Origin of the sequence: Flexilinea flocculi (genome assembly GCF_001192795.1) — a bacterium.
Lineage (GTDB): Bacteria > Chloroflexota > Anaerolineae > Anaerolineales > Anaerolineaceae > Flexilinea > Flexilinea flocculi.
The window spans coordinates 1,046,449-1,071,157 of record NZ_DF968181.1 but is presented as its reverse complement, the minus strand read 5'-3'; the positions used below and the strand labels follow the sequence as shown (position 1 = coordinate 1,071,157).

Annotated in this window: 22 protein-coding genes; 15 read left to right on the top strand and 7 right to left on the bottom strand. The window is 45.7% G+C overall.

Annotated features, from left to right (window positions below):
* Window positions 1–334 precede the first annotated feature (334 nt).
* From ATC1_RS09485 to ATC1_RS09475, 4 genes are all read left to right on the top strand, one after another.
* Window positions 335–793: a hypothetical protein gene (locus ATC1_RS09485; protein WP_152024282.1), complete on the top strand. Its 459-nt coding sequence runs from the start codon at window positions 335–337 to the stop codon at window positions 791–793.
* Window positions 794–809: 16 nt separating this feature from the next.
* A complete protein-coding gene (locus tag ATC1_RS14830) occupies window positions 810–962 on the top strand; it encodes a Flp family type IVb pilin (RefSeq protein WP_154664741.1) in 153 nt (50 codons plus the stop codon).
* A gap of 80 nt (window positions 963–1,042) precedes the next feature.
* Complete coding sequence (locus ATC1_RS09480; RefSeq protein ID WP_172667751.1) at window positions 1,043–1,453, top strand: TadE/TadG family type IV pilus assembly protein; 411 nt, start codon at window positions 1,043–1,045, stop codon at window positions 1,451–1,453.
* Between the two features lies 1 nt (window position 1,454).
* A complete protein-coding gene (locus ATC1_RS09475; protein ID WP_062280966.1) occupies window positions 1,455–1,889 on the top strand; it encodes a pilus assembly protein TadG-related protein in 435 nt (144 codons plus the stop codon).
* A gap of 218 nt (window positions 1,890–2,107) precedes the next feature.
* On the opposite strand, the gene ATC1_RS09465 is transcribed toward ATC1_RS09475, so the two are convergent.
* Complete coding sequence (locus ATC1_RS09465; protein WP_062280959.1) at window positions 2,108–3,097, bottom strand: hypothetical protein; 990 nt, start codon at window positions 3,095–3,097, stop codon at window positions 2,108–2,110.
* 195 nt (window positions 3,098–3,292) lie between these two features.
* On the opposite strand from ATC1_RS09465, the gene ATC1_RS15165 reads away from it, so the two are divergent.
* Window positions 3,293–3,445, top strand: coding sequence for a phage integrase N-terminal SAM-like domain-containing protein (locus ATC1_RS15165; RefSeq protein WP_407920571.1), 153 nt, complete (start codon window positions 3,293–3,295; stop codon window positions 3,443–3,445).
* Window positions 3,446–4,254: 809 nt separating this feature from the next.
* Complete coding sequence (locus ATC1_RS09455; protein WP_062280953.1) at window positions 4,255–4,779, top strand: calponin homology domain-containing protein; 525 nt, start codon at window positions 4,255–4,257, stop codon at window positions 4,777–4,779.
* A gap of 436 nt (window positions 4,780–5,215) precedes the next feature.
* Here ATC1_RS09455 and ATC1_RS09450 read toward each other — a convergent pair whose 3' ends face one another.
* Window positions 5,216–6,376: an RNA-guided endonuclease InsQ/TnpB family protein gene (locus ATC1_RS09450; protein WP_062280949.1), complete on the bottom strand. Its 1,161-nt coding sequence runs from the start codon at window positions 6,374–6,376 to the stop codon at window positions 5,216–5,218.
* 613 nt (window positions 6,377–6,989) lie between these two features.
* Here ATC1_RS09450 and ATC1_RS09445 point away from each other — a divergent pair.
* The 7 genes from ATC1_RS09445 (at window position 6,990) to dnaN (ending at window position 11,679) form a co-directional block, all read left to right on the top strand.
* Window positions 6,990–7,775, top strand: coding sequence for a Rad52/Rad22 family DNA repair protein (locus tag ATC1_RS09445; RefSeq protein ID WP_172667749.1), 786 nt, complete (start codon window positions 6,990–6,992; stop codon window positions 7,773–7,775).
* A gap of 33 nt (window positions 7,776–7,808) precedes the next feature.
* Window positions 7,809–8,228, top strand: coding sequence for a single-stranded DNA-binding protein (locus ATC1_RS09440; protein WP_062280944.1), 420 nt, complete (start codon window positions 7,809–7,811; stop codon window positions 8,226–8,228).
* Between the two features lie 94 nt (window positions 8,229–8,322).
* Window positions 8,323–8,667, top strand: a complete 345-nt coding sequence (locus tag ATC1_RS09435; protein ID WP_062280935.1) for a hypothetical protein — start codon at window positions 8,323–8,325, stop codon at window positions 8,665–8,667.
* Entirely contained in the window at window positions 8,642–9,214 is a 573-nt protein-coding gene (locus ATC1_RS09430; RefSeq protein ID WP_062280931.1) for a hypothetical protein, read from the top strand. Before ATC1_RS09435 ends, ATC1_RS09430 begins: the two co-directional genes overlap by 26 nt.
* A gap of 94 nt (window positions 9,215–9,308) precedes the next feature.
* Window positions 9,309–10,028: a RadC family protein gene (radC, locus tag ATC1_RS09425; RefSeq protein WP_062280927.1), complete on the top strand. Its 720-nt coding sequence runs from the start codon at window positions 9,309–9,311 to the stop codon at window positions 10,026–10,028.
* Window positions 10,029–10,044: 16 nt separating this feature from the next.
* Complete coding sequence (locus ATC1_RS09420; protein WP_062280924.1) at window positions 10,045–10,479, top strand: hypothetical protein; 435 nt, start codon at window positions 10,045–10,047, stop codon at window positions 10,477–10,479.
* A 63-nt stretch (window positions 10,480–10,542) separates the two neighbouring features.
* Entirely contained in the window at window positions 10,543–11,679 is a 1,137-nt protein-coding gene (dnaN, locus tag ATC1_RS09415; RefSeq protein WP_062280920.1) for a DNA polymerase III subunit beta, read from the top strand.
* A 121-nt stretch (window positions 11,680–11,800) separates the two neighbouring features.
* On the opposite strand, the gene ATC1_RS09410 is transcribed toward dnaN, so the two are convergent.
* The gene (locus ATC1_RS09410) at window positions 11,801–12,547 is read right to left on the bottom strand and encodes a DUF4367 domain-containing protein (protein WP_172667748.1); all 747 of its coding nucleotides are present in this window, start codon (window positions 12,545–12,547) and stop codon (window positions 11,801–11,803) included.
* 112 nt (window positions 12,548–12,659) lie between these two features.
* Window positions 12,660–13,202 carry an RNA polymerase sigma factor gene (locus ATC1_RS09405; RefSeq protein WP_062280914.1) on the bottom strand — a complete coding sequence of 181 codons (543 nt, stop codon included), beginning with the start codon at window positions 13,200–13,202 and terminating at the stop codon, window positions 12,660–12,662.
* 269 nt (window positions 13,203–13,471) lie between these two features.
* On the opposite strand from ATC1_RS09405, the gene ATC1_RS09400 reads away from it, so the two are divergent.
* Window positions 13,472–14,539, top strand: a complete 1,068-nt coding sequence (locus ATC1_RS09400; RefSeq protein WP_062280911.1) for a hypothetical protein — start codon at window positions 13,472–13,474, stop codon at window positions 14,537–14,539.
* Window positions 14,540–14,646: 107 nt separating this feature from the next.
* Window positions 14,647–18,003: a DUF6094 domain-containing protein gene (locus tag ATC1_RS09395; protein WP_062280907.1), complete on the top strand. Its 3,357-nt coding sequence runs from the start codon at window positions 14,647–14,649 to the stop codon at window positions 18,001–18,003.
* Window positions 18,004–18,170: 167 nt separating this feature from the next.
* On the opposite strand, the gene ATC1_RS09390 is transcribed toward ATC1_RS09395, so the two are convergent.
* From ATC1_RS09390 to brxL, 3 genes are all read right to left on the bottom strand, one after another.
* The gene (locus tag ATC1_RS09390) at window positions 18,171–20,321 is read right to left on the bottom strand and encodes an ATP-binding protein (RefSeq protein WP_062280905.1); all 2,151 of its coding nucleotides are present in this window, start codon (window positions 20,319–20,321) and stop codon (window positions 18,171–18,173) included.
* 61 nt (window positions 20,322–20,382) lie between these two features.
* Window positions 20,383–22,560 (bottom strand): hypothetical protein, encoded by a 2,178-nt coding sequence (locus ATC1_RS09385; protein WP_062280902.1) that lies wholly within the window; start codon window positions 22,558–22,560, stop codon window positions 20,383–20,385.
* A gap of 68 nt (window positions 22,561–22,628) precedes the next feature.
* Window positions 22,629–24,707 carry a BREX system Lon protease-like protein BrxL gene (gene brxL, locus ATC1_RS09380; RefSeq protein ID WP_062280898.1) on the bottom strand — a complete coding sequence of 693 codons (2,079 nt, stop codon included), beginning with the start codon at window positions 24,705–24,707 and terminating at the stop codon, window positions 22,629–22,631.
* Window positions 24,708–24,709: the final 2 nt, after the last annotated feature.

Below are 24,709 nucleotides of genomic sequence, written 5' to 3'. Positions count from 1 at the left end.
AATTTTAATAACTTCGAGAGATTGTGAGCTCATTATCTGTGATGAGCTAAAAAGAAGAGAGATGTATAAAGGTTCTGCAAGAAGGCGGAATCAAGGTTTCCTTGTTCGTAACAAGCCGTGAGGAAAGAGTCATTTTCCCTTGACCACCTAGGATAAGAATATTTTTTTGATAATATTAAGTGTAGACAATCTTTGATCAATCGTTGGCTGGACAGAACCTTCTGGGTGCAGATGTGTGTCCAGCTTTAATTTTTAAGCACTTGCACTGATGCAGAATGGATAGGAGCGCCTTCTGATTGCCACTTTCGCCGTTTTAACCCTGTTTTTTACATGTATGGTCTACGATCTCCGCAACCACCAGATCCCCACGCCATTAACCGTTGGCGGGATGGTTGGTGCAGGTGTGTATGCCCTTTTCAATGGTTTATGGGCTCCAGTATTGTTGATGATTGCACTGACACACGTATCAGATTTCAACCTCCGAGAAAAACGTCTGGCATTCGCCTTTACGTTGTCCGCATTTTCCGCAATTTTTCAACCTTCAGCGGCGTTGATTTGCCTTCTCATCCTTGTCGTGTGGGTGCTTTGGGAATTTGGTGTTTTGGGAGGTGCGGATGTCAAGCTGATAATTGCAGCTGCCCTGGTTCTTGGAAATCCAATTTTTCTGATCCCGATATCAATTGTCGGTGGAGTGCAGGGCGTAATCGCAAGCCTTCAGAAAAAGAGGGAAATTCCTTTTGTCGTATCAATTTTTTGTGGAACTTTGTTGTTCGTTCTCTATCCATATTTCTAAAGAAGGAAGGAGGTGATTGGCATTGCGTTTCCTAAAGGATAACCGGGGAATCGAGTCGACTGAGGTCGCATTGATCATTGCAGTAGTTGTTCTGGTGGCTTATGGTGCATACCGGTTGCTGGGCCAAAATATCGCTGCCATTGTGACTGATATTGCTGGAAAAATCTAGTCAAATCAATGGTCTGCCAGCAATGTCCCCTTCGGGGATGTTCCAAAAACTGGCAGATCAATTTTTCCTCAAGGAGGATTATGAGGTTTATTAAAGACACTCGTGGGATGGAATTGCTTGAGGCTGCAATTACAACTCCAATTGCGATTATGGTCATGTTGGCGATTGTTAACCTGGGGATGTTAGTCTATGCCCAACAGGCAGTGCAAGCCGCAGCCAGGCATGGTGCGCGTATGGGAAGTGTGGCGCAGCAATGCCCAGCCTGTTATGCCATGAGTGGAGCAAGAGACGCAATCGCCCAGGCTGGGATTCTGGAAAATACTTCGGTCAGTGTCTTGGCTCCAGGAGGAAATGCCGGCAGCATTTTAAAGATCCAAGTCAGCGGCAGTGTACCCAACTTTATGGCTCCCCTGACCAGCCTGTTCCCTGGATTGCCAGGGCAGACGTTTACTGTCCGTGCCGATTCTACATTTCGGCAAGAAGGCTGGTAATATGCTGTGGCGAGATCGGCGTGGCTATTCAATGACTTTCTGGGCGGTATTCATTGGGTTGGTGATGATTCCTGCCCTGGCATTGGCTATTGAACTCGGACGGTATTTTTATGCCATTTCAGAAGTGGCAAAGGCAGCAGACGCTGCGGCAGTTGCCGCTTCCGCTGAGATCAATCAGCAAGTTTTTCAAGATACCGGAAGTCTTGTTCCCACTTCAAGAACCTGGGGGAACGCTCAGGCTTATGTGACTTCAAATACAGCCAGCTTATCCGCTAAAGGGGTGCATGCCTTTGTTACAGGAATTCAGGTCAGCGGGGGAGACAACACGGTACGGGTCTCTGTGTCAGCAGATTTATCTATCCTGTTTCCATCAGTAGTTCCCAAGGTGCTTGTCACTCAAACCGGGGTGGCCAAACTACGAGCTATTACTCATTAAGTATCGCTAACGAAAGTGTAACCTGTGCGAAGCATCTGCGTTGACGTACTTGTTATACCTTCGGCGGAGATTTCTTGGTTATGATTGCGTAAATTATGCTCGCAGCTACTGTTACCACAGTCACAGCCACCTCTCCAGTTTTTGCCCAGAAATTTGTTTTCTTATTCGCGCAATGGGGACAGAGGCTCTCCCCCTCTTTCAGTTCCTGCTTATTGCATTCAGGGCAGATTGCCATCTTTAGCTCCATATAATTCGTGAGGCATGAATTCAATTTCTACTTGTGTGTCTACCGGCTTTGCCTCCTTGAGTCCGGTTAGTTCGCCTAACTGACGCCGTACCTCTGGCAGAGACTGGTGGAACGCAACCCATGGTTCCTGTGGGGGGTGGGAGCCGGAGAATTCAACCAAGCGCGCCTTTTCGGCGGCGGTTTCAACTTTGCATTGCTCCACTTTTTCAAAATAATCTAATAGCGTGCTCCTAGTTGCCTCGATCTCCCCAAGAACTGAATAACATTCCGCCAACGTTCGAATCCCCAATAGGGTCGCTCCAAATGACTCAGCGGCAAGCGCCATTGCCTCTTTAGCTTGTTCAGTCTTATTGTTCCATGGCACAAGGTGGTACCAAATGCTATTTTCTGGATCTGGAGCGCTGGCGATACGGCTCTTAAGCTCTGCGATGGTCTTGTAGAGACCTGTATGCAATGTTTGCACGGCGTTCCCGATAGCTTGGTTACGTGTGGTGATTTCGGTAAACAACATGGCCTTATCGAATTGATCAACTCCAGAATATATCTCAGCAATCCTATCCCTATGTAACTCAATCGAGAGGTTATTGACCATTTGCTCGATCCGGTTGAGCTGCATTGCAATACTAATAAGGAGAACCTGGGAACTTACGACTTTCGCTGCATCGAGTAAGCTTGGACTGACCTGCGCAAATTTCGCGTGTTTATCGATACCCCCATCCTTATAGAAGACGCCCCTGAAGAGGCCATCCTTACCTTGTTGGAGAAGTGTCCCCTCCGGTACCACGAGTTTGTATAGGATGTCGGGATTCAAAGAACGAACAACCTCTGGAAGCCCCGACACGCAGCGCAACTCCTGAAGCACCGCACTTCGCTTTTGGCCGAAGTGCTCTGCATGAAAGGCAGCATGGGCATCGGGCAGAGATGGAAAACTTGCCCGATATGGAACTAATGCAGTCTTCATTTGTGGTCCTTTTCTCGTGGCATAACAATATATGTGCAGAAAATATAAGTTAGAATAGCAATTTTTTTACTATATACAGAATTATCCTGTGGGGTCAAAGTCTATCGATACGAATTATACGATCCTTTGATCTACCAAACAAGTTCTCGGAGAATAAAATATGGAGAAAACTACCCCAACAAACTCATAGACAATGTGCGCGACGCCATCTACGTCAAGCATTACACCATCAACACCGAACTCGCATACGTTTATTGGATCAAGAAATATATTCTCTTTCATAATAAATGTCATCCTGAAGAAATGGTTATCAGCGTAGTTCAGCCCTTCTTAACGGATCTGGCCTAAGAAAACATATTTTGGCTTCTTCACGGATCAAAGCGCGTAACGCATAGATTTTCTTGTACCGCAATGTTCTTAGTCAGTAACTTGGTGCTTTCGACTATGTGCGCGCCAAGCCATCACAAAATGTGCCCAACATTTGCCGTACACGATAACGAAGGCGCGCACAATCATTTTCCGCTTCTACCTGCCAGTCTGATAGAACCGTTGTACGATCGCCTGATCCAGGTCCAAAGAATCACCGCAAAGGATATGACGCCATTTATCTGCCATTGGCGTTGGCCAAGAAGTATTTGAACTCAAATCAGGAATCGATCTGGCAGTATGTTTTTCCCTCTCACTCGTTATTGCCTGATGAACAAGATTGCATTATCCGTCGTTTTCAAATCATCAAGATCGGCCTGCAAAAAACGGTCAAGACGGCGGTGCAGAAAGCTGTTTTTCCTAAAAAGGTTAGCTGTCATAACTTTCGTTACTGCTTTGCCCCTCATTTTGCTGAGGGCTGGATATTACACTCAGCACTTGCGGTTCTGGGCAGGTTTCCGCACCACCTTGGAACTTCTCGGGCACAAAGATTTGAAAACTTCCATGAAATACACGCTCATACCCAAACGCGGTACCAAGTCAGTGAGGAGCCTATTTGATGAAGTGAAAAAACTCCTTTACCCCCTAGGATAAGTATTTTTTTATTGCTATACTTTTCTTACAACTGAATATTTTTTAGTTAATCGTTGGCCGGACAAAACCCACTGGGATCTGTCCGGCATTTTCTTTTTAACCCAAGATGACAAATGTTTCATAAACAAGGAGGTCAGATGATAAACGATGTAGTTCTAGAAGGAATCGTGGTACGGGATCCATGGAAATTTATGGATGACCTGTTCTTCCGGTTGGTGATCTATCGAGACAGTGATCTACCTGCCAAGAAATTGGATTTGGAACGTGATGCAGGTGATTACATCAACGTCCGGGTAAATGGCGGAGCCAACGGGCTGATCCACATCCGACGCGGCATGCGATTGCGAGTGCATGGTTTCCTCCAGTCTCGGGATTTCCGCGAAAGCTTGGAAGAGTTTATCAACAAAGCACGGAAATCCAAAAACTGTACTGACCTGGCGGTGGATATCAAAGCATGCGAATTGAAACAAAACCAGGTATTCATTGACCGAAACGTGGTAGAGGCAGTCGCCAGGCGCATTATTGTGTTGGATGCTGCCGCACCGAACGAAAAAAAAGCCAGATCAATTGAGAAAGTTACGACTGGCAAGCACGTTGAAGCGGAAAACGATTCACGTGAGATGGAATCTACTTCTGGAGAAATTGACGCAACTGCTGAATAACTCATCCGATCAACAAACCGAAGGTGAGCATGGGAAATTATCTTTTTGGATTACCTGCAAAAGACCTAAGCGTGTAAAAAGATAGATGGATGAGTACAGACCTGAAGTGAATTCTTGATACTTCAGGGTACGTGGAGGATCACAAGATGACGCCCGAATCCCTTGCATAAAGCAAGCTGGATTTCGAGAACTGTCATCGTCAGCTCCCTTTTGTATTGGGAGCGAGTGATCCTCCATTTTATTTCCGGGAGTTCCCGGATAGTGGGCTTGCACTTTAACAAACAACCTTTTCCTCCCAGGAGGCGTCATGGCGTGCTGAGAAGCAGAAAGGTTCATATTACAAGGAGAAAACAATACTGTGTGGGTGGGATGAGTCATTCATCCCACCCATGTATTCTCACATCCATAGGACTGCAAATGTGACACTCTCCACGCCCTAAAGGGCGGGAGCTTCTTGGGACACGCACGGCGCAACCGCCCACGTTAGCTCCCAACGGGGCTGTCCACCCCGGTTTTGTAAAGCCTTTTTCGAAATATTGATAGCGGCGTTAACATCTCGATTCATCGAAACACCGCAATCGCAATCAATCCAACGAACACTCAAATCCAAATCTCCAAAAATCGTGCCGCAACCAGAACAACTCTTGGAGGTGTAAGCAGGGTTTACCCGCACGACTTCCCGACCAGCTTCTACCGCTTTATCGGAAAGTCGTTTTGCAAAATAACCCCACCCACCATCCAAAATGCTCTTGGAAAGGCAGTGACTCTTGACCATGTTTTGAATTTGTAAATCTTCAATGGCAATAAGGTCGTTATTCACGACCAAATCATTTGCCAGTTTGTTCAGGAAGTCCTTGCGTTGGTTTGAGATATGTTCGTGATGAACTTGAAGGGCGTGAACGGCTTTTCGGCGATTGTTTCCACCCTTCCTTCTACGGGAAACCGTCCGTTGCAAAACTCGCAATTTTGCCTGTCCATCCCGACACCATTTCGGATTTTCGACCAGTTCACCATCGCTCGTGGCAATCAAAGAATTGATACCAACATCTATTCCGATTGCCCTACCTGTTGCTGGTAAAGGGTTTTCATCAACTTCACACGAGAATGAGGCGAACCACTTTCCAGCTTTTCGTGAAATTCGGAGCGTTTTCACTTCCCCTTCAAGGGGTCTGTGCCAGCGAATTGCGACACGCCCAACTCCCGACAATTTCAATCGTCTGCCATCCACCTTGAAACCGTTCCCATATTCTTTGAATCCGAATGAATCAAAACGGCCTTGTCCTTTGAATCGAGGATAACCCGCTTTCTCGCCAGCCTTAACTCGCCTGAAGAATGCTTGAAACGCCTTATCCAAGTCCGCAACAGTCACTTGCAAGATGTGCGAATGGATTTTTTCAGCGTATGGGCTGGTATCTTTGAGAATTTTTACTTTACGGAGTTGGGCGAACTTCCCGACATTGTCTTTTCTTTCTTCATAGGCTTCCTTGCGTTCAGCGAGACAGTCGTTATACAACCGCCTGCATGTCTCGATGGTAGATTCCATTGTTTTGCGTTGTGAAGAAGTTGGGTAAAGTCGATATTGGAAAGTCTTAATCATGATCTTCCATTATTTTACACCAAATACACGAACATATGTTCTCTTCAACAAAATTGTGCAATTAGGCTAAAGCCAAAAACGAAAAACCCGCCTTTTCACCCGCCCTAAAGGGCGGTGACTTGCGGACGGGTTTTTAAATTCGGTCAGCGATGAAGAAAAAGTCTTCACCATTGTTGTTTTCTGCCCTGTGTTTATTCACGGGTAGCAAATAACGTCGGAACACTCCTGGTACTTAGCCATGAGTTGATCTTTCGAATCGACCTTTTGTTAATCAACGTCGGATTTTTCCACAAGGAGGATTATGCAAAAAACACAAGACCTTACCCAAGCACAAGTTGAACGTACTGAACGTGCACAATCTGCGATTCTCGCTGGCAAGTTCCAGGTCACCCGAACCAATCCCCACCAATGGACGGTCAAAAATGGCGACAAGCTACCGTATGTCGTCACATTGAGACGATCTCAAGGTGATTCTGAAGAGGTCAATTGGGCGTGTACCTGTATGGACTATCAGCAGCGAGGACCGCAGATTCTCTGCAAACACATTGAAGGTGTCCGTCTTTTAGAAGCGGCGCAACCACAAATTCACATAGATCAAGAAAAGGAGAGTCACATGAATGAAACCATCCCTTCAAATGATGGGAACCTGAGCGACCGGCTGAGCCGCATCCTCTGGGAACTTCGCCAGCCATTGGATATGTCTCGCGTCAAACGCCGCCAAGCGCCAGGTATGGGATCCGTCCCCTACCTGGAAGGATACGACGTTATTGATCGAGCCAACAGTATCTTTGGATTTACCTGGTCATTTGACTTGATTGGAGATCCGGTCATCGTGCGTTGGCAAAAAAAGGTGCTGATCTGGAATCAGCAGGAAAAACGCAAGATTCCAGCCCTGGATGCCAATGGGAATGTTCAGACCGAGGAAGTCGGTTTAGTGTATATCACCGGCAAAGTTTCTGTCGATCTGGACGGGAAAACTTACAGTCATGCCGATCTTGGTCGTTGTGTCTTCACTGGTGATACACCTGAAGCTCTTGATATGGCCTTGGCAGGTTCAGCCACAGACTGTCTGAAGCGATGCTTCCGCCAGTTGGGTGAACAGTTCGGCAATCTGTTGTATGACAAGGAAATTGCTCAAAACGCAGGCCTTGATCAAAACCGATCCAATAGCACCTCATCTACGGCAATTCCAACTTCGAAAGCAAATTCAATGCCTCCCACCACCTCTATCGTACGCAAGTATGGGGATGGAGTCTCTGTGAATGGCAATGTCTCCGAACAGGAGGCATTTGACCAATTCAAAGAGAAAACCGGGAGAGTACCTGCTTCAAAGGATGAATTGCGTAATTGGCTTGCCAGTCAACGTGCCACACCGACGCCTGCATCCGTTGCAGCGTAAAAAACCACATACCAAAGAGAAAGGAAAAACACAATGTACCAAACGATTATCCTCATCGGAAATTTGGGAAAAGATCCCGAAATGCGCTTTACCCCTGGCGGACAACCGGTGACCACCTTATCGGTAGCCACCAATCGTCGTTACAACGGTCAGAATGGACAGCCAGTCAAAGAAACAACCTGGTTTCGTGTCACTGTGTGGGGAAAACAAGCAGAGTCCTGCAATGAATTCCTACACAAAGGAAGCAAGGTGTTAGTGGAAGGGCGTCTGACCCCCGATCCTGAAACTGGTGGGCCACATATCTGGGAAAACAATGGAAAGGTTGGCGCTTCATTCGAAGTAACCGCCTCGACCGTACGTTTTCTTTCTGGACGTGAAGACCAGGAGGAAGCAGAACCCGCAGTAAATACCCAGGTCCCGCCAAATTTAGATCCAAGCGAAATTCCATTCTAGCCAGAGTCAGAACACACCGGCGAATCACAACGAAGGACATGCTATTCAGGGCATGTCCTTTCTCATTCCTATTGAAAGAACACAGGAGGAACACATGGTAAAAGCTGAAATCACAATCGGTACATGTTATGGAGATGCGATCATACCCGTCGAGGTAGTCGGAAAAGGCCCGAGACCTGGAACAGTATGGGTACGCGCGCTCAATGGACTGGAGCCATTTACCAAGAACAGCCACGGTGGCCCTTATCAGGACAGCACTACGGTGGTTCATATCCCTCACTTGAGGGATGTCCGTGTTGAGAATGATCCTGAAGAAGCACCAATCTGTGAAGCGATTGAACCAGGAGAATTAGAAGTCCAAGTCTCTCCGCAGGATCACTTGCTTCCAGCGGATTGGTTTCTGGAGAGTGCTTATGAAGACCGAACTTGCTCCGAGTAGAACTGCAGGTACGGTTAGAAGCAGTCAGGGGATCCCAAAACCGCATGGTAGAGCAATGATCCGGGAAGACTTTACGGTGTTCACGCCGTCGGTTTCCGTCCAGGGATATCAATACCTGGTTGATTTTGGTTCGGGCAGTGAACATCGTTTTCACAGGGTCAATAAAAACAAGGAGTGCTCTTGTGGTGCAGCTTATTGCGAAGCGATTGATGCTGTTCGTTTTTACCTTCAAGCTGGTGGTGCACGAGCGCCTGATCCAGAAGGGATGCCACCTTGTCCTATCTGTGGCAGCAAGACTTACCGCGATCGGAATTGGGATGGCAAGTACACCAAGGAATTGGGGTGGCGCTGCACAAAAGGCGGCCTGCGTCATTTCCTGGATGCAAAAGCTGAAAGGATAAAAAAGAACCTTGCAGAAAACCCCTGGCTCATACCTCCCGCACCTGGATACCCAGGTGTGCGGCGTGATGAATTGATGACCTGGGAAGAATGCGAAGCAATCAGCCGCAAGGTATTTCTTGAAACCGGATACGATCCGACCGCATAAATTACAGGACCCTAATGGACCCCGCAAGGGGCAAAATGGGGGGACAGCATCCCTCCAGGGGTGGTCTGTCCCCTTTTTTTCATAGGAGATAGACATGAACGACTTTCAACCGTACCTCATCCAAAACACCCACCCGCAAACCTATAATTTGCCCCGGCTCAAGCACCTGCCTGTTCGTGAGCAGCCCGCTTTCCGGGTAGCCAAAGACTCAGATGCATGCAGCCTCGCTGAACTGCTGGCCGTCATCATTGGTGGTTCGACTCAAATCGAAACCGCTGAACGATTGCTGGCTCAGTTTGGCACGATCCAGAAGATTGCTCAGGCGCATGTGAACGAAATTGCCAAGGTGCAGGGTGTCAGTAACCTGACTGCCCTGCGACTCAAAGCTGCCCTGGCGTTAGGGCGCAAACTGCTCCAACCGGAGGACGAACGTCCTGTTATTCATTCACCCGGAGATGCAGCCCAGATTCTGATGCCGATGCTGGCCCACCGAGAGCAGGAATTCATGGTAGTGATGCCGCTCGACACCCGTAACCGAATGCTGGACGTGATTGAGATCTACCACGGCTCGCTCAATTCCTCGATGGTACGCGTCGGTGAGTTATTCAAACCGGCGCTGCAACGGAATGCGGCTGCGATCCTGATCGCTCACAATCACCCATCCACAGACCCAACCCCCAGTCCAGAAGATATCAGCGTGACCCGCGCCATTGTTCAGGCCGGCAAGCTATTGGATGTGTCCGTCCTGGACCACCTGGTCATTGGATTATCCCGCTGGGTATCCCTCAAGGAAAAAGGGTTGGGATTTTCATAATTCACAGGAGATAAAAATGGATCAACTACCCACACTACAACAACTGGAATACCTTGAATCAGGTTTCGAGGTTTCCAAAATCCTGGCGCATGCCGGGTTTTCAATGGAGAAACCGGCTTTCTCAATCACATTGGGACAAATCGCCGAAGAGATTGCTCACACCCTGTCTGACCACGGATTGCCTCCAGATCGATTGGAAGAAGACTTTTTAATCGACTTGGCGCAAAGAATCCAGAAGGTTCTTCAAAATGATGATGTGCTTTTCTGGCGCAATTCCGCCCGCGCTTATACCACGGATCAACCTACCCTCATGGCTTTCATGAGCTCGCCAAATGAGGAAGATGACGAAGGCTCCCTCACTGAGCAATACGAAAATGCAATTCGCTTGGGGGATGACGGGGCATATTGGCCGGATGGTGGTGCATCTGCCGATTTATTTGACGAATTCTAAACCAACTAAGACACGCAGGGAATGAAATCCTGCGTGTCTGACATAAAAACAAGGAGATCCAGTATGACATGCAAAGTGATTGTTCAAAAGGGTACATTTGCCGATAGCCTGGCGATTGTCGGGCGGGCGGTAGGATCACATTCTCATTTACCAATCCTATCGAATGTGCTGCTCAATAAGGATGAAGGGCAATTACGCCTTTCTGCTACTGACCTGACCATGGGCGTTACGCTTTGGATGGATGCCAATATGGACGGCGAGTTGGGAATAACCTTGCCTGCCAAGACGTTAACCGATGTGGTCAATTCTCTGATAGAACCAGAGATTGTCTTCTCGGTGAATGGAAAACCTGAAGCATCCCTGAAATGTGGTTCTTACAAAGGAGTTGTCAAAGGGGTAGAGGCATCCGAATTTCCAGCCATCCCAGTATTTGATTTTTCTGATGGCGTATCCCTGGAAGTAAACATTCTTAGAGAGATGATTCTAAAAACAGCGTTCGCTGCTTCGCTGGATGATAGCCGGCCGGTTTTGACCGGAGTGCTGCTGAATATTGACGGGAAATCGATTTCGATGGTGGCGACGGATGGTTTTCGCTTGGCAATCTGCAAAGCGGAATTACCGGTTGCTCTTAGTAAGAAACAGTTGAACATTCCCGCTTCAACCTTGAAAGAAGTGGTACGGATCCTGGGAGCTACAAAAGCGTCCCAGATCACCCTTTGTCTGCCCGCCGCGGGTAGCCAATTGGCGATGCGTTGCGAAAATGTCCAAATCGTTTCGCAGTTGATTGATGGGAAGTTCCCTGACTATCAGGCGATCCTACCCAAAGGATACAAAACCAGGACAGTGATTGGTGCTGTTGACTTGCTCAAAGCCTGTAAACAGGCTGGCATTATCGCCCGAGAGGGTAGTAATGTGGTGCGTTTTCACCTGAAACCTGGAATTGATCAAACGGGAAAGGTCCAACTACTATCGGAATCCGACGAAACCGGTGCGAGTGAAATCGAGCTAGATGCCACAGTTGAAGGCCAGGAATTGGAGATTGCTTTCAACGTGAAATTTCTGCAGGATGGCTTGGAAGCCATTTCTACCAGGAATGTGGTCATTGAAATCAACGCCCATAACACACCGGCCATCATTCGTTCAGCTGAAGAGGAGAGTTTTCTGTATGTACTGATGCCAATGCATATTGACGGGAAATAATAGACTGGGGGAGCACAAGCTCCCCCAGTAATGATGACGGGTAATCGGCGGGTGTGAGATTCCCGCCGACGGATCTTCTTAAAACTAGGATCCTAAATCACCCGCCATAATGCAACTGCCTTTACTGAATAGACTCGGCCATCTTGACTAATTCTTCTATGATCTTATCCATATCCTCTTTGATCGGGACAATTTCATGATGTGCTGTCCCCCGCTCAGAATAGTTCAGGTGATAGTGGTGGCCATCCTTCTCCCAATCGAGTGAGACACCCCGCTTTGGATCCCATTGATGCTGTGCATCCCAGAAACCCTGAATAAGTAAAGCTGGCGCTCCGTTAATTTTGATCTCTTCACTGCTATTTTCCCCGGCTGGAATGTTATACCCCGTATATTCGCGTTCAATCAACAACTCAATTTCGCGTATGTTTGTGTCACTCCATACCAAAGATACCCAATTTTTTGAGATTGCAATACCAGCTGACTCGTTCAAGATGTACCCATCCGGAACCCAGGTTGGTAAATCAAATTGGAATGGAGGGTTTTTGATCAGGTCAGTCACAGAAACCGTTGGAATAGTATACACAGTTGGTTCCACCTGTGTGGGGGAAGGCATGGTGCTGCCTGGATCAGTTACTGGGTTTATAGCAGCCACCTGTGTGGATGTAGTTTTATTCTGATCCAAAGCTTTCATGGGGGACTCACTCCGTTCTTCTACGCTAAATCCAGCAATTTCCCGAATAAATTCCAGGGTTTTTGCACGGAGTGGTTCGGAGAATGCAAAAGCGAAGGCTAAAGCAGTCAGAAGGATGAAGGTTGACAACGCGAATTTCCATGCGCTGCCTTTCATGACAGTATGTTTCATTTTCATCGGAATAGCTCCTTTTTGTTGAAAGTGTTGATTTGTATCAAGTGTTTGCAGTCGTTGAGATAGGCTATCTGCAAATGCTTTTCTCACTGGCAAGCGACATTTATACAAAAAATCATCGTTCATGTTGTTTCTCCCATTCAATTCTTAGCTTTCCTACAACTCGATGAAGAATCGTACCAACGTTGGTTTCCGATAAACCAGTCAATTTTGCAATCTCTCGGTTGCTCAACTCTGCACCGTACTTAAAGGCGATTAAGTCCCGTTCCCGTTCAGAGAACTGCGCCAAGATTGAGAGTATTAACTCAAAATCCCATTTTTGCTGCAACTGTTCATAAAAAGAGGTGATAAAGCTTCCTTCACCGCCCTCTTTCAGCGGAACCTCACGAACCTTTTTTCTGAAGTGATCGGAAGCAACGTTTCGAGCAATACCCATTAACCAATTTTGTATCTGACCAATATCACTTTGAAAGTTCCTTTGGCCACGCCAGGCTTTCTCAAAGGTAATTGCTGTTAGGTCCTCCGCAAGGGTAGGATCGCCGACTTTGTAACAGAAGTAGTGAAAAACCTTTGGCAAGGAATAGTCATAGACACCTTGCCAGTCGATATCTTCTGTTTTTGGATGAACATCCGTTTTGATTGCCAAAATGTTTTTCATATCTACTTATTAATTCGGTTCTCGATAGGGAAGTATCACATCCATGTGCTCTTTAATTATTTTTCTGGATTGGGATAAGTTTCGTTAGTCGGCTGAATTGTTTCAGAAAACAAGGAAAACAGACGTCGGTTTCCAAAATGGGAAAGAGATCGATGTTTGTTGTTCTTGGGATTAATTATCACCCAATAACGTAGAACCTTGGTCTTTTGTTTCAAGTTCATCTCAACCTTGGAAATTCAATTGCCATCTAAATCGCAAAGGAGGATCACATGAACGTTTACGAAGACAAATACCTGCGCGAAAAAGTGAACCGCATCATCGCCAGGCAGAAGGAGGGTAAGGTTGTTATTGCCGCACATAAAGACGGCAGCGGTTTGCCAACCAGAGAGGATCTCGGTCAGGAACTGACTCGAGCAGCGTACCCATACGATTACGCAGTTGGGAAAGCCGGTTTCCTGAAGTACGATTCGGAACTCGGTGCATACCTGTTCACTGCAAAGTCGGGTGAGAAACTGCCGCAGGTGTTAGCGAACTACCAAACCCTGTCTTTGGTAGAAGCCACCCTCGACGTGCAAGATAGGAGGATCAATATTCAATGCGGCGAAGCCTGCATCACATTCACCGGTGTACAACCTTGGAAGGGATTGTACGAAGTTCTGCGAGAACTCAACGAAGAACTGGAGCGGGTTAATGCCGGAATCGTCGTCTGGAAAATTATTCCAAAGGAAAATAACAAGGTCAGACCAGGCGAGCGCCTGTTTTCTGAAGCGGTTCCAAAGCTGCGCAATGGCCAAGCCATGTCGCATGCCACCGGTTATGCTTACGATAGTGACCACAACCTGGTGTACATCGGTCTCGCCGGCTACAAGACCAGTCTGGAATCACTGCGGGTGACACTTATATGCGGGAAATCCCTACAAATGACTCGGGACGACCTAAGTGATGTGTCCCTGATTCCCACTGATAAGTATGAACAAGCCTGGCAAGCCATGCCTGAATACACCAATCATCATGTCGGGTTTGTATCTCGGCTTGCGCTTCCTGGAAAATGGGAACCAGAAGACCTCAGTGCATATCTGCTTATTTTTCGAGGAACACCTGATCCAGGAAAGGATTTGATTCAGCTTTTCGTTGAACGAATCAAAGAAGCTCTGGAGGTGCCGATCCTGGATGAATGGTCAGTAGCCCTTTGGAAACAAGCTCGCAGTCGTAAGTTGGTTCAAGATCTGACCACAGGTGGCGATTGTATCCTTGGTGCCAGAATTGACCTGCAAGCTGACTGGAAAGAACTGTTATCCGAGTTATTAGCTCAGGAGGAAATCTCACTGACCATCTGAGAGAACAAGTAAAACTACTTGCAACATCACCCCGGAGGGGGCGCTTTTCATCCCCTCAAGGGGTTGGACGCGTCTCCTGCGGGGATTTTTTAGTAAAGGAGTGAACAATGCGTCCACCAGCAATCGAAAGAATGGGGTACTACCCCACGGATGAACCGGTTGTCGAGATCATCCGCACTTACCTGAAACCGCCCAGCGAAAGAGGGCGGTTATTTGATCCCTGCGCAGGGGAAGGAAAAGCTGCTTCTTCCTTGGGTAACGCACTCAACTGCGAAACCTGGGGTGTAGAACTCTCACCAGAACGAGCAGGGAAAGCTCAAAACGTAATGGATAAGGTTTTCCAGGCTCCCTGGCAAGCTTGTGTTCTGAGCGATGAAAGCATTTCCTGGCTCTATTTGAATCCGCCTTATGACTTTGACCGTTTCGAAGGTCAAAAAAGACTGGAATGGGATTTTCTCAAGACGACCTCCTCCAAACTAATGCGTGGCGGGCTGCTGACCTATATCATCCCACAGAAAATCCTGGGAATGGTTGAAGTTGCTCGGCTGTTAGCCGGGCATTATGAAGCTATCACGATCTATCGGTTTCCGGATGGATTGTACGAGAAGTTTAAGCAGGTGGTGGTGTTGGCATACAAGCGCAAACTCTACCAGTTGCCCACAGACAAGGAGGTTCTTTCGCTTCAAAGCCTGGCATCAACTGAACTGGAACCTATCCATCCCGCTGTTGAACCGATCTATGAACTATTGCCTGCGCCATTACGAGGTGCAAATGGCAAACCAGTTATGTTCAAGCGAACGGATTGGGAACCGGAAGAGGTGGTTGAAGCTACGAAGGAAGCAGGTGCCCATAAGACCAGTGATTGGCTTGACCTGATACGCCCAACGCGTGGTCTGGCTCATCTCTCCCAACCGGTCATGCCCTTGAAGAAAGGTCATATCGCTATGCTCATGGCCTCTGGCATGATGGGCACGGTGAAATTGACCGATGAAGAAGGTAAACCAATGCTAATCAAGGGACGAGTAATCAAGGTGGTCGAAAAGACTGAGCAGCCGGATGCCAAAGAAGCGGATACAGTCGTTGAAATCTACAAGGATCGTTTTGTTACTACGGTGGCTGTGTTGAAGCAGGATGGTATCCAGGTGATCCAGGATGTTAAAGGTCTTTCAGAGTTCATGAAAGTTCACGGCGAGAAGATCGCTGCTCATGTACTGGAAACCTATAAACCCATCTACAATCTGGACCCAACCGTAAACGAAATTGCAGCCCTCGATAGGCTTGGTACTCTACGAAAAGCACTCCCCGGACAAGAGCGTGCTGGTTTGCTTCCTGCGCAAAGACATGCGGCAGCGGCGTTGGCTCGTTCAATTCGTAAAAATGGCGTGGCTAACTGCCAGGCAGAAATGGGGACTGGAAAGACGACAATATCGACTGGCGTGATAGAGCTGCTGGATGCTTACCCGGCAATCGTGCTTTGTCCTCCACACCTTGTACCCAAATGGATCCGCGAAATCGAGGAAGTGATCCCAGGAGCATATGCACGAGAAATCCGCCGCATCGGTCGGAATAGTGACGAAGTTTATGATGTGAACGATGTCCGTGAATTCCTGGATCAATATAAGGCAGCGTATGACACTGCTCAAATGAAAGGAGGTCCAAAGCCAAAATGGGTGGCAGTGGTAGCACACACCTCTGCCAAGTTCGGGGCAGGATGGCAGCCGGCGGTTATCAACAGGAAAGCAAGAGACCCACTGACTGGAAAGATTGTGGATGCCTGTGCTTGTCCTGGTTGTGGTAAGGTCGTGATGGTCGAAAAGGACGGATTCAACGTTCCTGTGACCGATGCCTCAGAATTGGCAGAAAAACGCCAATTCTGTCACAATCGAATTCCTGGCTGGGAGTTGGATGCAGACGGGAGGATGAAACTTGATGCCAACGGTGACTCGGTATGGGGCATGCGTCCATGTAGGACACCTCTGTTTGAGTTCAACGGGGCGAGGCGACATAGCATTTCGGAGTACATTACCAAACATGCTAAGGGCGCTTTCAAGCTTCTGATAGCCGATGAGGTCCATCAGTTCAAATCCAAGTCGTCGGATCGTGGTGTGGCGTTTCACCAATTGGTAACATCAACTAAGTGGACGCTGACTCTCACCGGGACATTCTTTGGTGGCAAAAGCACCTCAATATTCTGGCTGCTGCATCGCCTGAATCATGGTGTCCGCCGTGATTTTGCTTTCCATGACGAGAAACGCTGGGCGCGGTTGTATGGAGTGCTTGAAACTACCCGAAGACGGAGGCGCAACGAAGACGCGGATGAAGATGGCGTGTACACTGGTAACCGGTGCTACCGTAATCAGGCTAAAGAACAGCCGGGTGTCAGCCCGGCCATCGTGAGCCGGTTATTGGATACCACCATATTCCTGAGCCTGAAAGATCTGAACCTGGCTCTGCCGTCGTATAAGGAGGAAGTGGTTGCCCTGGATATGCTCGATGATCAGGGACAGCAATATCACAACATGGATAGAAGTCTGAAACAACTGGCGATCCAATCCAGTCGTTACCTATCCACCTGGCTTCAATGGACTCTAGCACGACCGAATTCCGCTTTTCGGGATGAGGTTGTGGTGGTCGATGAGGTGGATGATGGCGATGGTAAAACCGTGCGAAAAGTACCGTTGATGGAGTTGCCGGCAATCAATCCGAATGGCCATAAATGGCTGCCGAAAGAGAACTGGCTAGCTGACTTTTGTAAGGTAGAAAAGCAGCAAGGGCGAAAAGTGTTGGTCTATGTTCGTCAGACTGGCACTCGTGATATTCAAGATCGGGTGATGATGCCGCTGCAAGCCAATGGGCTGAGAGTCTCTATCCTGAGTGGTAATGTTGACCCACGCAAGCGTGAAGAATGGATTGCCAAACGTGTGGATACCATCGATGTTTTGATCTGTAACCCGCGGCTTGTGGAAACAGGTCTCGATCTGGTGCAATTCTCAACCGTGGTGTTCTTCGAGATCGAATATTCACTCTATACGTTGTGGCAAAGTGTGCGACGTGTATGGCGATTGGGACAGACACAGCCGGTCAAAGCGATTTTCTCGGTGTACTCGTCAGCGATGGAAGCAACAGCGCTGGCTTTGATGGGAAAAAAGATGAAAGCCGCGCAGCTAGTTTACGGGGATGAGGTCGGAGGCGCGATTGTTCCAGAGGAGGAAGGCGACTTTCTCACTCAGCTTGCTCGTGATGTGCTGGAGGGCGCGAAGCTCTCTGACCTACAGACCTTGTTTGCCGATGATCTGCAAGTCAGCCACAATCCGATGGGCAGTTTGACGACCCCGAGTGCAGTGATCATTCCTGGGCCGAAAGTGATGACCTGGGATGATTGGGTGAGCCAGAAGACAGTGGTGGTTAGACGGACGCGAAGAAAGGAGGTAGTTCTGGAGGGTCAGATGGGATTTGGAATTTAGATTCATCATAAACGGCTTTAATTTTCATTAAGGCCGTTTAGTCATTAAGGATTTGTAAATAATGGGTTTAAAGCTTGTTGTCGCGAAGCATCAAATATGGAATCGCAATTGTTTATAAGTGTCCACGAGCCTGCATGTATGCCATAAGCTGGGCAGTTGATTAATTCTCATTCCTTAGCATCATCTTTTGGGGTTTCTTGAACTTCTGGTTTTGTCATATCCCTTTTAGGGATTCCAACAACCAATGGTCTCATACTTTTTATCCCTTTTCCAAATGCAATCGCCTGTAAAAAACCTAGATTTGGAATGATATTTATATAATCATTTCCGAAAATATTGGCGAGAAAATCTAAACCAGTTTGGTCATAAATCGAGAAGCTAATAACTGAATTACATTGAGTTAAAACAGTTTTACTAACTGTCGCAGTCCGTTGGGCAATCACCATCAAACCAACGTTATATTTTCTGCCTTGTAACGCTATTTGTGAAATTTTACCAACCACTGCTTGGGAATGATAATCACTTAATCCCATGGTTTTAGTTTCAGGTGTTAAGGTATGAGCTTCTTCAAGTATTATCCAAATAGGTTTACAGTTTGGATGGCTTTTTGCATAATTAAATATTGCTGATAAATATAACTCAGTAATTTGGATTGTCGATCTAGTATTAGAGATGGCGGGCAGATTGAATAGACCTAATTTTGGTTTCTCATCTTGAAGAAATTCAGTTACTGTTTTATCTATGCTTTCGCGAAGTCCATTTATGAATTGTTCTAATGTCCTTTTTTCTTTTCCACCACCATAATCCCCTGTTTCAGCTTCGAATATTTTTGCGCCAAGTTGGATACTTTGATCATCGGTTAGACTTAATAAATTTGGATGTAAATGGTTGAGTTTTTGAGCATATTGCAGTGTAAGATCAACACAGAAAACCCGCGTTTCATTTTCAATAGAAATTCGAATCAAATCAAAGGCGAGTTCAGTTTTACCTCGACCTGTTGTTCCAAGAATTGCCAAATGGTGAGATCGGAGATCATGAATGTTAGCAATAATCGGAATTTTGGAAGAAGGTGTATTTCCTAAGATAAAATCTCCTGGCTGGAGCATCGGAGGTTCTGGAGCTAAATTTTCTGTTACAAGAAATACTGCCGAATTTATACCAGGCAACCATGGGTATTTTAAGAATCCCTGTACTGGATCAAGGGTTCCAAGTTGTATTGCTTCAGCTACAAAGAAACCGTGTTTATTATTTGTAAGTTCCTCATTGCGGGTATTGCCTTCAATTACTTGGTAAAAGATTTGGGAACCATTGATAATACTGAAAACCAAAAGCCCTTCAGACAAATTTGCAGATGGCCATGTTTCAAATTTTATTTTCCCAATAGTTGAACCTTCAGATACTAAACCTACGGGAAGCGTATTTGCCTTTAACTGGAAGAATTTCTTTACTTCTTCTGATGTATTCCCTTGGATCTCACTCAAATCATAGAGACCTCCACAAGAAATCTGTTTGATTTCAGACTCTGGTCTATCTAAGCATAATCCTGTACCAACAAGACGATTATTTTGTACTTGACTAAATAAAGGTAAAACAATTTTTGGCTCATTCTCACCAGTACATGCTAAAAATAAATGTTCTGAAGACCACTTTACGGAAGGTTTTAGTTCTACCAGTACCAAGTCAGGATCTTCCATTCGAATAATAGTTCCACAACGATTTGGAAGTTCTGTTCCTCTAACGAATAGTGACTGGAAAATATTTGGGATTTTAAGAGGCCATATAGCAATATAAACGCCCCAAAATAGAACTAAAACACCTGACTGATAGGATTGGAAGCCATAATATGAAAACACTGAGTATAAGAAAATAATGCTAAATAGTATTCGCGAGTTGCCCAGCCGAGTTGAAAAATTGTAGAGTAGTTGGCTAATTACTTTTCGCCAACCTGAAGATTCACCAGGAACTCCTAAAGCTACACAAATGATTGCGGTGAGAAAAATAACTACACAATAACCAAATAAGCTATCCCACCAAATGTCATTTGTGACGGAGTAAACTGTAATTAAAGATATGCCAGCAGTTAATGCATTTATTACGGCATCTATAGGCCTTGTAAATTTATCCTCAAGGAAAAGCGAGCCTAAAATAACCATCAATAAACCGCTTTGAAAAATATTTGCTTGACGATTGTCAGAGGGAAAAATCGTACCAGTTAAACTGTAACTAATCCATATGAGAGCAACAAGGCCAAAAACGAGAATTCCAAGACGTATGATCGGTTTTACATTTTTTGATGGTTGTTCAATTGCTTCAATCATTTTCCCCCCTTAAATATTAGTAGAGTTAAATTGTCTAAGATTGTATCTGTCATTTTTTTATCTACACATGCTCGATTGCTGTCTTTTCCATAGCTGCATCCATAATTCGCAGCCAATCCTCTTCGTCAAGAACAATCAATGGATATCCAAATTGGCTGGATATGAACTGAAAGTTTTCCCTCACTTCATCGCCAATTTCATTGGGAACCGATACTCCGATAACATCCAAATCCTCACCACCTAGTGTTGCTAAATATGCAGAATAACAATACTGAGTATAAAGTCCTTTGATACACGATACTGATCTCCCTAAACCATGAACTCTATGACTTTCCCTACTTTTTAAATGTATACCTAAGCGGACTTCTTCTCCGGTATTCAATAAAACATCCGGATATCGAATATCTGCAACCTCATGGCCATGATGAACACCGTCGAAATCTTCATCAATCGCATAACCAAACAATCGAGCAAGGCAAAGATCATTCCCTGAGTTTATTCTAGCTGTGGTCACCGCTTCTTGCATACAAGCAGCGCAAATTTCCAAACTTGAATGCCGATTATTTCGAATGCATTTTTCTTTTATGCGTCCAAGGATCTGTCGATACTGGATTTTTCTTTCATCTGAAATATTTCGTTGGTGGATATGTGCTCTGGTCTGCCACATCTGGAATTCAGGTAAATGATATTCGTTAATTGCAACTCTATTCCTTGAAAGTAATCGTAAGACATTACCGATGATAATAAAACTGCCGTCGTATTGTTGATTCTCCAATACGCCTAAAAACCTGTGGATTGCTTTTAGAAGCTGTACCCCGGGAAGAATCCTGATATCTACCGAAAATGTCAGCTCAATATTGGCTCCACAGTCGCAGGGGAACAACTCATTATCTTGATATTGAGGTTCATTAGGATGGGTGGAGCATTGAAAAATGAGCTGGTGATCCATAACAATAGGGGTTAGAGGAGAATTACAAATTGAACAGCGAGCGATATTATCCCCGCAATTTTCACAGTGAATATTTAGTGCTGGAACAATGTCAAGGAAATGATATTGTTCAACCAGGTTCCTAACGAAAACAGGATCAAATTGAAATTCTAGAGTACGTGACCTTCGAGCTCCAATTATCGCCTTAATCAATTCGTCGAAATAATATCGTTGTTGAGTTCTTAGTTTTTTTCTGCCAAGGGTTACAGGTACATTTCGATAGTACGTTATAAACCCATTCGGATTAATATCAGCCTCCCTATTAAGGTCCTGTTCTGTTTTCTGGATTAAGTTGATAGAGAGGGCTAATAGGGAATCTTTTCGTAAGTGTGTTGGCGTCCATATACGGCCGTATTGACGTGATATTCCCATTCCACCTTGGACTAAATCGGGATGACTTGAATAAAAACCAAAAGTTTGCTGTCGGGAGGTATCGTCGGAAAGAGATCGATAGGATCTTAGTTCTCCTAAAGAGGGATCTGAAATTGTGAGGGACTGAGCATCAAAAATGCCAATTGGATCAACATCAACACGTGAAAAAGAAGCTGTCCTTGGATTTGCTCCTTCTGCTAAACGATCTAGCATTTCCTCGGAAAGATATGGAAGCTGCCAACTAATGTCTAACAATGTTCTACAATAATACAGAATTGGTTTAACCGCTTGGAAATCTGCACATAATAAAAGAGCATGCCTAAACTCTCTGCTATACCAGATAATTGCTTTTTCTAGACTGTAAATAACATTAACTTCTCCAAAGTCCTCCGACTCCGGATCAGAAACCACGTATTCAATTTTCTTTTCATAAACGAGAGGAATTTCTTGAAATGGTATTTGTGTAACAAACTCTCTCGCAGGAGTAATTATGTAAACTGACCTTACTGTTCGATCCAGACCAAATCGAACCGCTGCCTCTTGCATCTGTTCTGCAAGTTCAGTAGTCGCCTCAAGAAGGTGTTGAAAATCTGGCCAGGAGTTAACCGACACCAGATAAAGTGTTGGGCTTGAAGATAATGGATAGTTCGCTTTTGTATCTTCAAGAGCATTATGTCCATTTTCCGTAGATTGTAGAACCTCCACTAATTGATTTTTTGAGAAATCATCAAGCCTACGCCTTAAGTCGGTTTCAGCCTGGATTTTTAACATTTCTCGAATTTGGTCGCCAGGAATATTCCGGATGACTAATTCAATGATTTCTCGCTTTGGGACAGGGGTTCCACCAATGGGCATATTTTTCCCTTGCTTTGCTTCCATTAGCTATTCAAAAGTATTGATTTGAGATGACCAACAGATTCATTTTCTCTTTCTCAGATATCCGTGAATTAAACCTTGTAAATATCTACCTTCGTTTCCAAGCATTTTCTCAACGAAAGATCATTGGCGCCGATCTCATTCCAGCTTTGTGGTTTCTGGTAGAAATCCAATCCTCGACCAATTTTTACCACCCAGCCATTATCCAGCTGAATTTCACGATCATGAATGTTTGGGTTAAAGTCAAAGTCGAAAACAATATCAACTTCGAGCAAGCTTTGTTTCAGGTCGCCTAGTTTCTGTTCAATCTCCAACTTCTGAGTTTCATCGTCATACCCAGTGATCAATTCGATGCGTTTGATGCCCGACAATTTGATGATAACCTCACAAAAGCGAACAAGGTTCTGGATTTGGTGAGGCATACGAATGTAGGGATCTTCAATCTCGATACTCTTTGCACCTGTAAAGTAGGGGCCAAAAATGGTCTCATAACTATAGCCAGTATCACCATAAAAAATTGTGTAATGCTTTTCACTAAGTTCTAACTCTTTCGGTGAAACAATTTCTGGTTGAACCATTACTGCCACTTCTGAAGGTTGCTCGACCACTGTTCTAGTTTGAGCTTTCCTCGTTTTTGCTTCCGGATTCTCTTTTGTTCCTGAATTCAATGAACGCCGAAATGGATGCTGTGTAGCAGTTGCGTTACGTGATTCCGGACAAAAAACCACGACTTCTTTTCCATCTGGGGCAAAATAGGACAGGTTAATTCGTGCAAACTCATCATCCGGTTTTCGTTTGTTCATTTGTTCTTTTACACGCCGCCTGGCTTCTACAGCATAGGCTACATATTCGTCAAATTCCGAATCACTGGGTGGACCATCGGGATGCAGTATTTTTAGAAAAGCACATACTGTCTTTTTGATGCCCTTTTCATCGCGGCCTTCGACATTCTGTCCCAATCGAATTCGCTTATTGACTTCCTCGTACCGATTGGTGTGAGAGAATTGATGATGAAATGCTTCCGCCAAATAATCCGTAATGAAACCATAATTTCCCGTTAGAAAATCACTGCTATTCTTCGGCATTTCCCAACCGGGTAAATACGCGGCAAACCGATCCATTATTGCCAGATCAAACTCTCTTGGCATGGGAATAAAAAGATCATGTTCAGTCGAATTGACTAATTGTTCAATGGAATGATCGATATTCCCGTTGAATGCCAGGCTCGCATCGGCAATCACTTCGGCTCCACGCGAGAAACGACCGTTTGCCATGAAATCTTTCATGATCTGGATGGTTGTGGAGTCTTTGATTTGGATGCCGGCGACCTCATCAAAAGCCACGGTATCCCAGAAACCAACCAGGCCCGTTCGTTTCCGGGCATTGTTGTAGAACAATATTGGGGTTGTAGCCTGTCCGCCACTGACCAGGGTTGAATAGGGAGAAAATTCGCTAAAGAAGTACGATTTTCCAGTTCCCCTGGGACCTAGCTCGATAAAATTGTAGTTAGGTTCCACCAAACATGCTAACCGTAGCATAAAGTGGAATTTCAATCGTGTAGAGAGCTTCGTCGGTTCTAATCCGACAGAGCGCAAAACAATATCCAGCCATTCATCTCGTGAAAACTTACTCCGACCTGCTGCATACCCATCGAAATCAAACCGGCTCAATTGAATTGGTCGCAGATCTTCAACATAGAACGTGTAATCATCATCTTCAATTTCGTTGTATCCGATGGTGATTTCAGCCCAAATACCACCTTCTAACAAACGATCGTTATCGCGATAAAACTTTTCATTGATAGCCACCCGCTGGGAATTGAAGTTTTCAAGGGCAGCCCAATGGCGCTTCTCTTTTTCAATGTAGTTGACATGGACTTTATCGATGAAGCGGTGTTTTCCCTTGGTTGCTACCTTCGATTGTGCAGCGTTCGCTTCGTCGGCGCGCACATAGTTATCCTGAAGAGTTGCCAGGACAGCTTCCAATCCTTCCTGGATTTCTTTAGGATCTTCACTGGCGCAATACCGCGCCAATAGAAATTCCAAAACAAACGTTGGGACATTCGTGCCCTTTTTAATACGATGTAACAAGTCTTTGCGGACAACTTTCCCTTCAAATACTCCAAGCAGTTTCTCGTCTAAAGTATCCATAA

Coding starts and splice junctions, on each gene's coding strand:
- ATC1_RS09410 (WP_172667748.1), bottom strand. CDS start 12,547: ATGAAAATGAAACATACTGTCATGAAAGGCAGCGCATGGAAATTCGCG.
- ATC1_RS09465 (WP_062280959.1), bottom strand. CDS start 3,097: ATGAAGACTGCATTAGTTCCATATCGGGCAAGTTTTCCATCTCTGCCC.
- brxL (WP_062280898.1), bottom strand. CDS start 24,707: ATGGATACTTTAGACGAGAAACTGCTTGGAGTATTTGAAGGGAAAGTT.
- ATC1_RS09390 (WP_062280905.1), bottom strand. CDS start 20,321: ATGATTGAAGCAATTGAACAACCATCAAAAAATGTAAAACCGATCATA.
- ATC1_RS09445 (WP_172667749.1), top strand. CDS start 6,990: ATGAATGAAACCATCCCTTCAAATGATGGGAACCTGAGCGACCGGCTG.
- ATC1_RS09385 (WP_062280902.1), bottom strand. CDS start 22,560: ATGGAAGCAAAGCAAGGGAAAAATATGCCCATTGGTGGAACCCCTGTC.
- radC (WP_062280927.1), top strand. CDS start 9,309: ATGAACGACTTTCAACCGTACCTCATCCAAAACACCCACCCGCAAACC.
- ATC1_RS09400 (WP_062280911.1), top strand. CDS start 13,472: ATGAACGTTTACGAAGACAAATACCTGCGCGAAAAAGTGAACCGCATC.
- dnaN (WP_062280920.1), top strand. CDS start 10,543: ATGACATGCAAAGTGATTGTTCAAAAGGGTACATTTGCCGATAGCCTG.
- ATC1_RS09435 (WP_062280935.1), top strand. CDS start 8,323: ATGGTAAAAGCTGAAATCACAATCGGTACATGTTATGGAGATGCGATC.
- ATC1_RS09455 (WP_062280953.1), top strand. CDS start 4,255: ATGATAAACGATGTAGTTCTAGAAGGAATCGTGGTACGGGATCCATGG.
- ATC1_RS09420 (WP_062280924.1), top strand. CDS start 10,045: ATGGATCAACTACCCACACTACAACAACTGGAATACCTTGAATCAGGT.
- ATC1_RS09395 (WP_062280907.1), top strand. CDS start 14,647: ATGCGTCCACCAGCAATCGAAAGAATGGGGTACTACCCCACGGATGAA.
- ATC1_RS09405 (WP_062280914.1), bottom strand. CDS start 13,202: ATGAAAAACATTTTGGCAATCAAAACGGATGTTCATCCAAAAACAGAA.
- ATC1_RS09430 (WP_062280931.1), top strand. CDS start 8,642: ATGAAGACCGAACTTGCTCCGAGTAGAACTGCAGGTACGGTTAGAAGC.
- ATC1_RS09485 (WP_152024282.1), top strand. CDS start 335: ATGGTCTACGATCTCCGCAACCACCAGATCCCCACGCCATTAACCGTT.
- ATC1_RS09475 (WP_062280966.1), top strand. CDS start 1,455: ATGCTGTGGCGAGATCGGCGTGGCTATTCAATGACTTTCTGGGCGGTA.
- ATC1_RS09480 (WP_172667751.1), top strand. CDS start 1,043: ATGAGGTTTATTAAAGACACTCGTGGGATGGAATTGCTTGAGGCTGCA.
- ATC1_RS09440 (WP_062280944.1), top strand. CDS start 7,809: ATGTACCAAACGATTATCCTCATCGGAAATTTGGGAAAAGATCCCGAA.
- ATC1_RS09450 (WP_062280949.1), bottom strand. CDS start 6,376: ATGATTAAGACTTTCCAATATCGACTTTACCCAACTTCTTCACAACGC.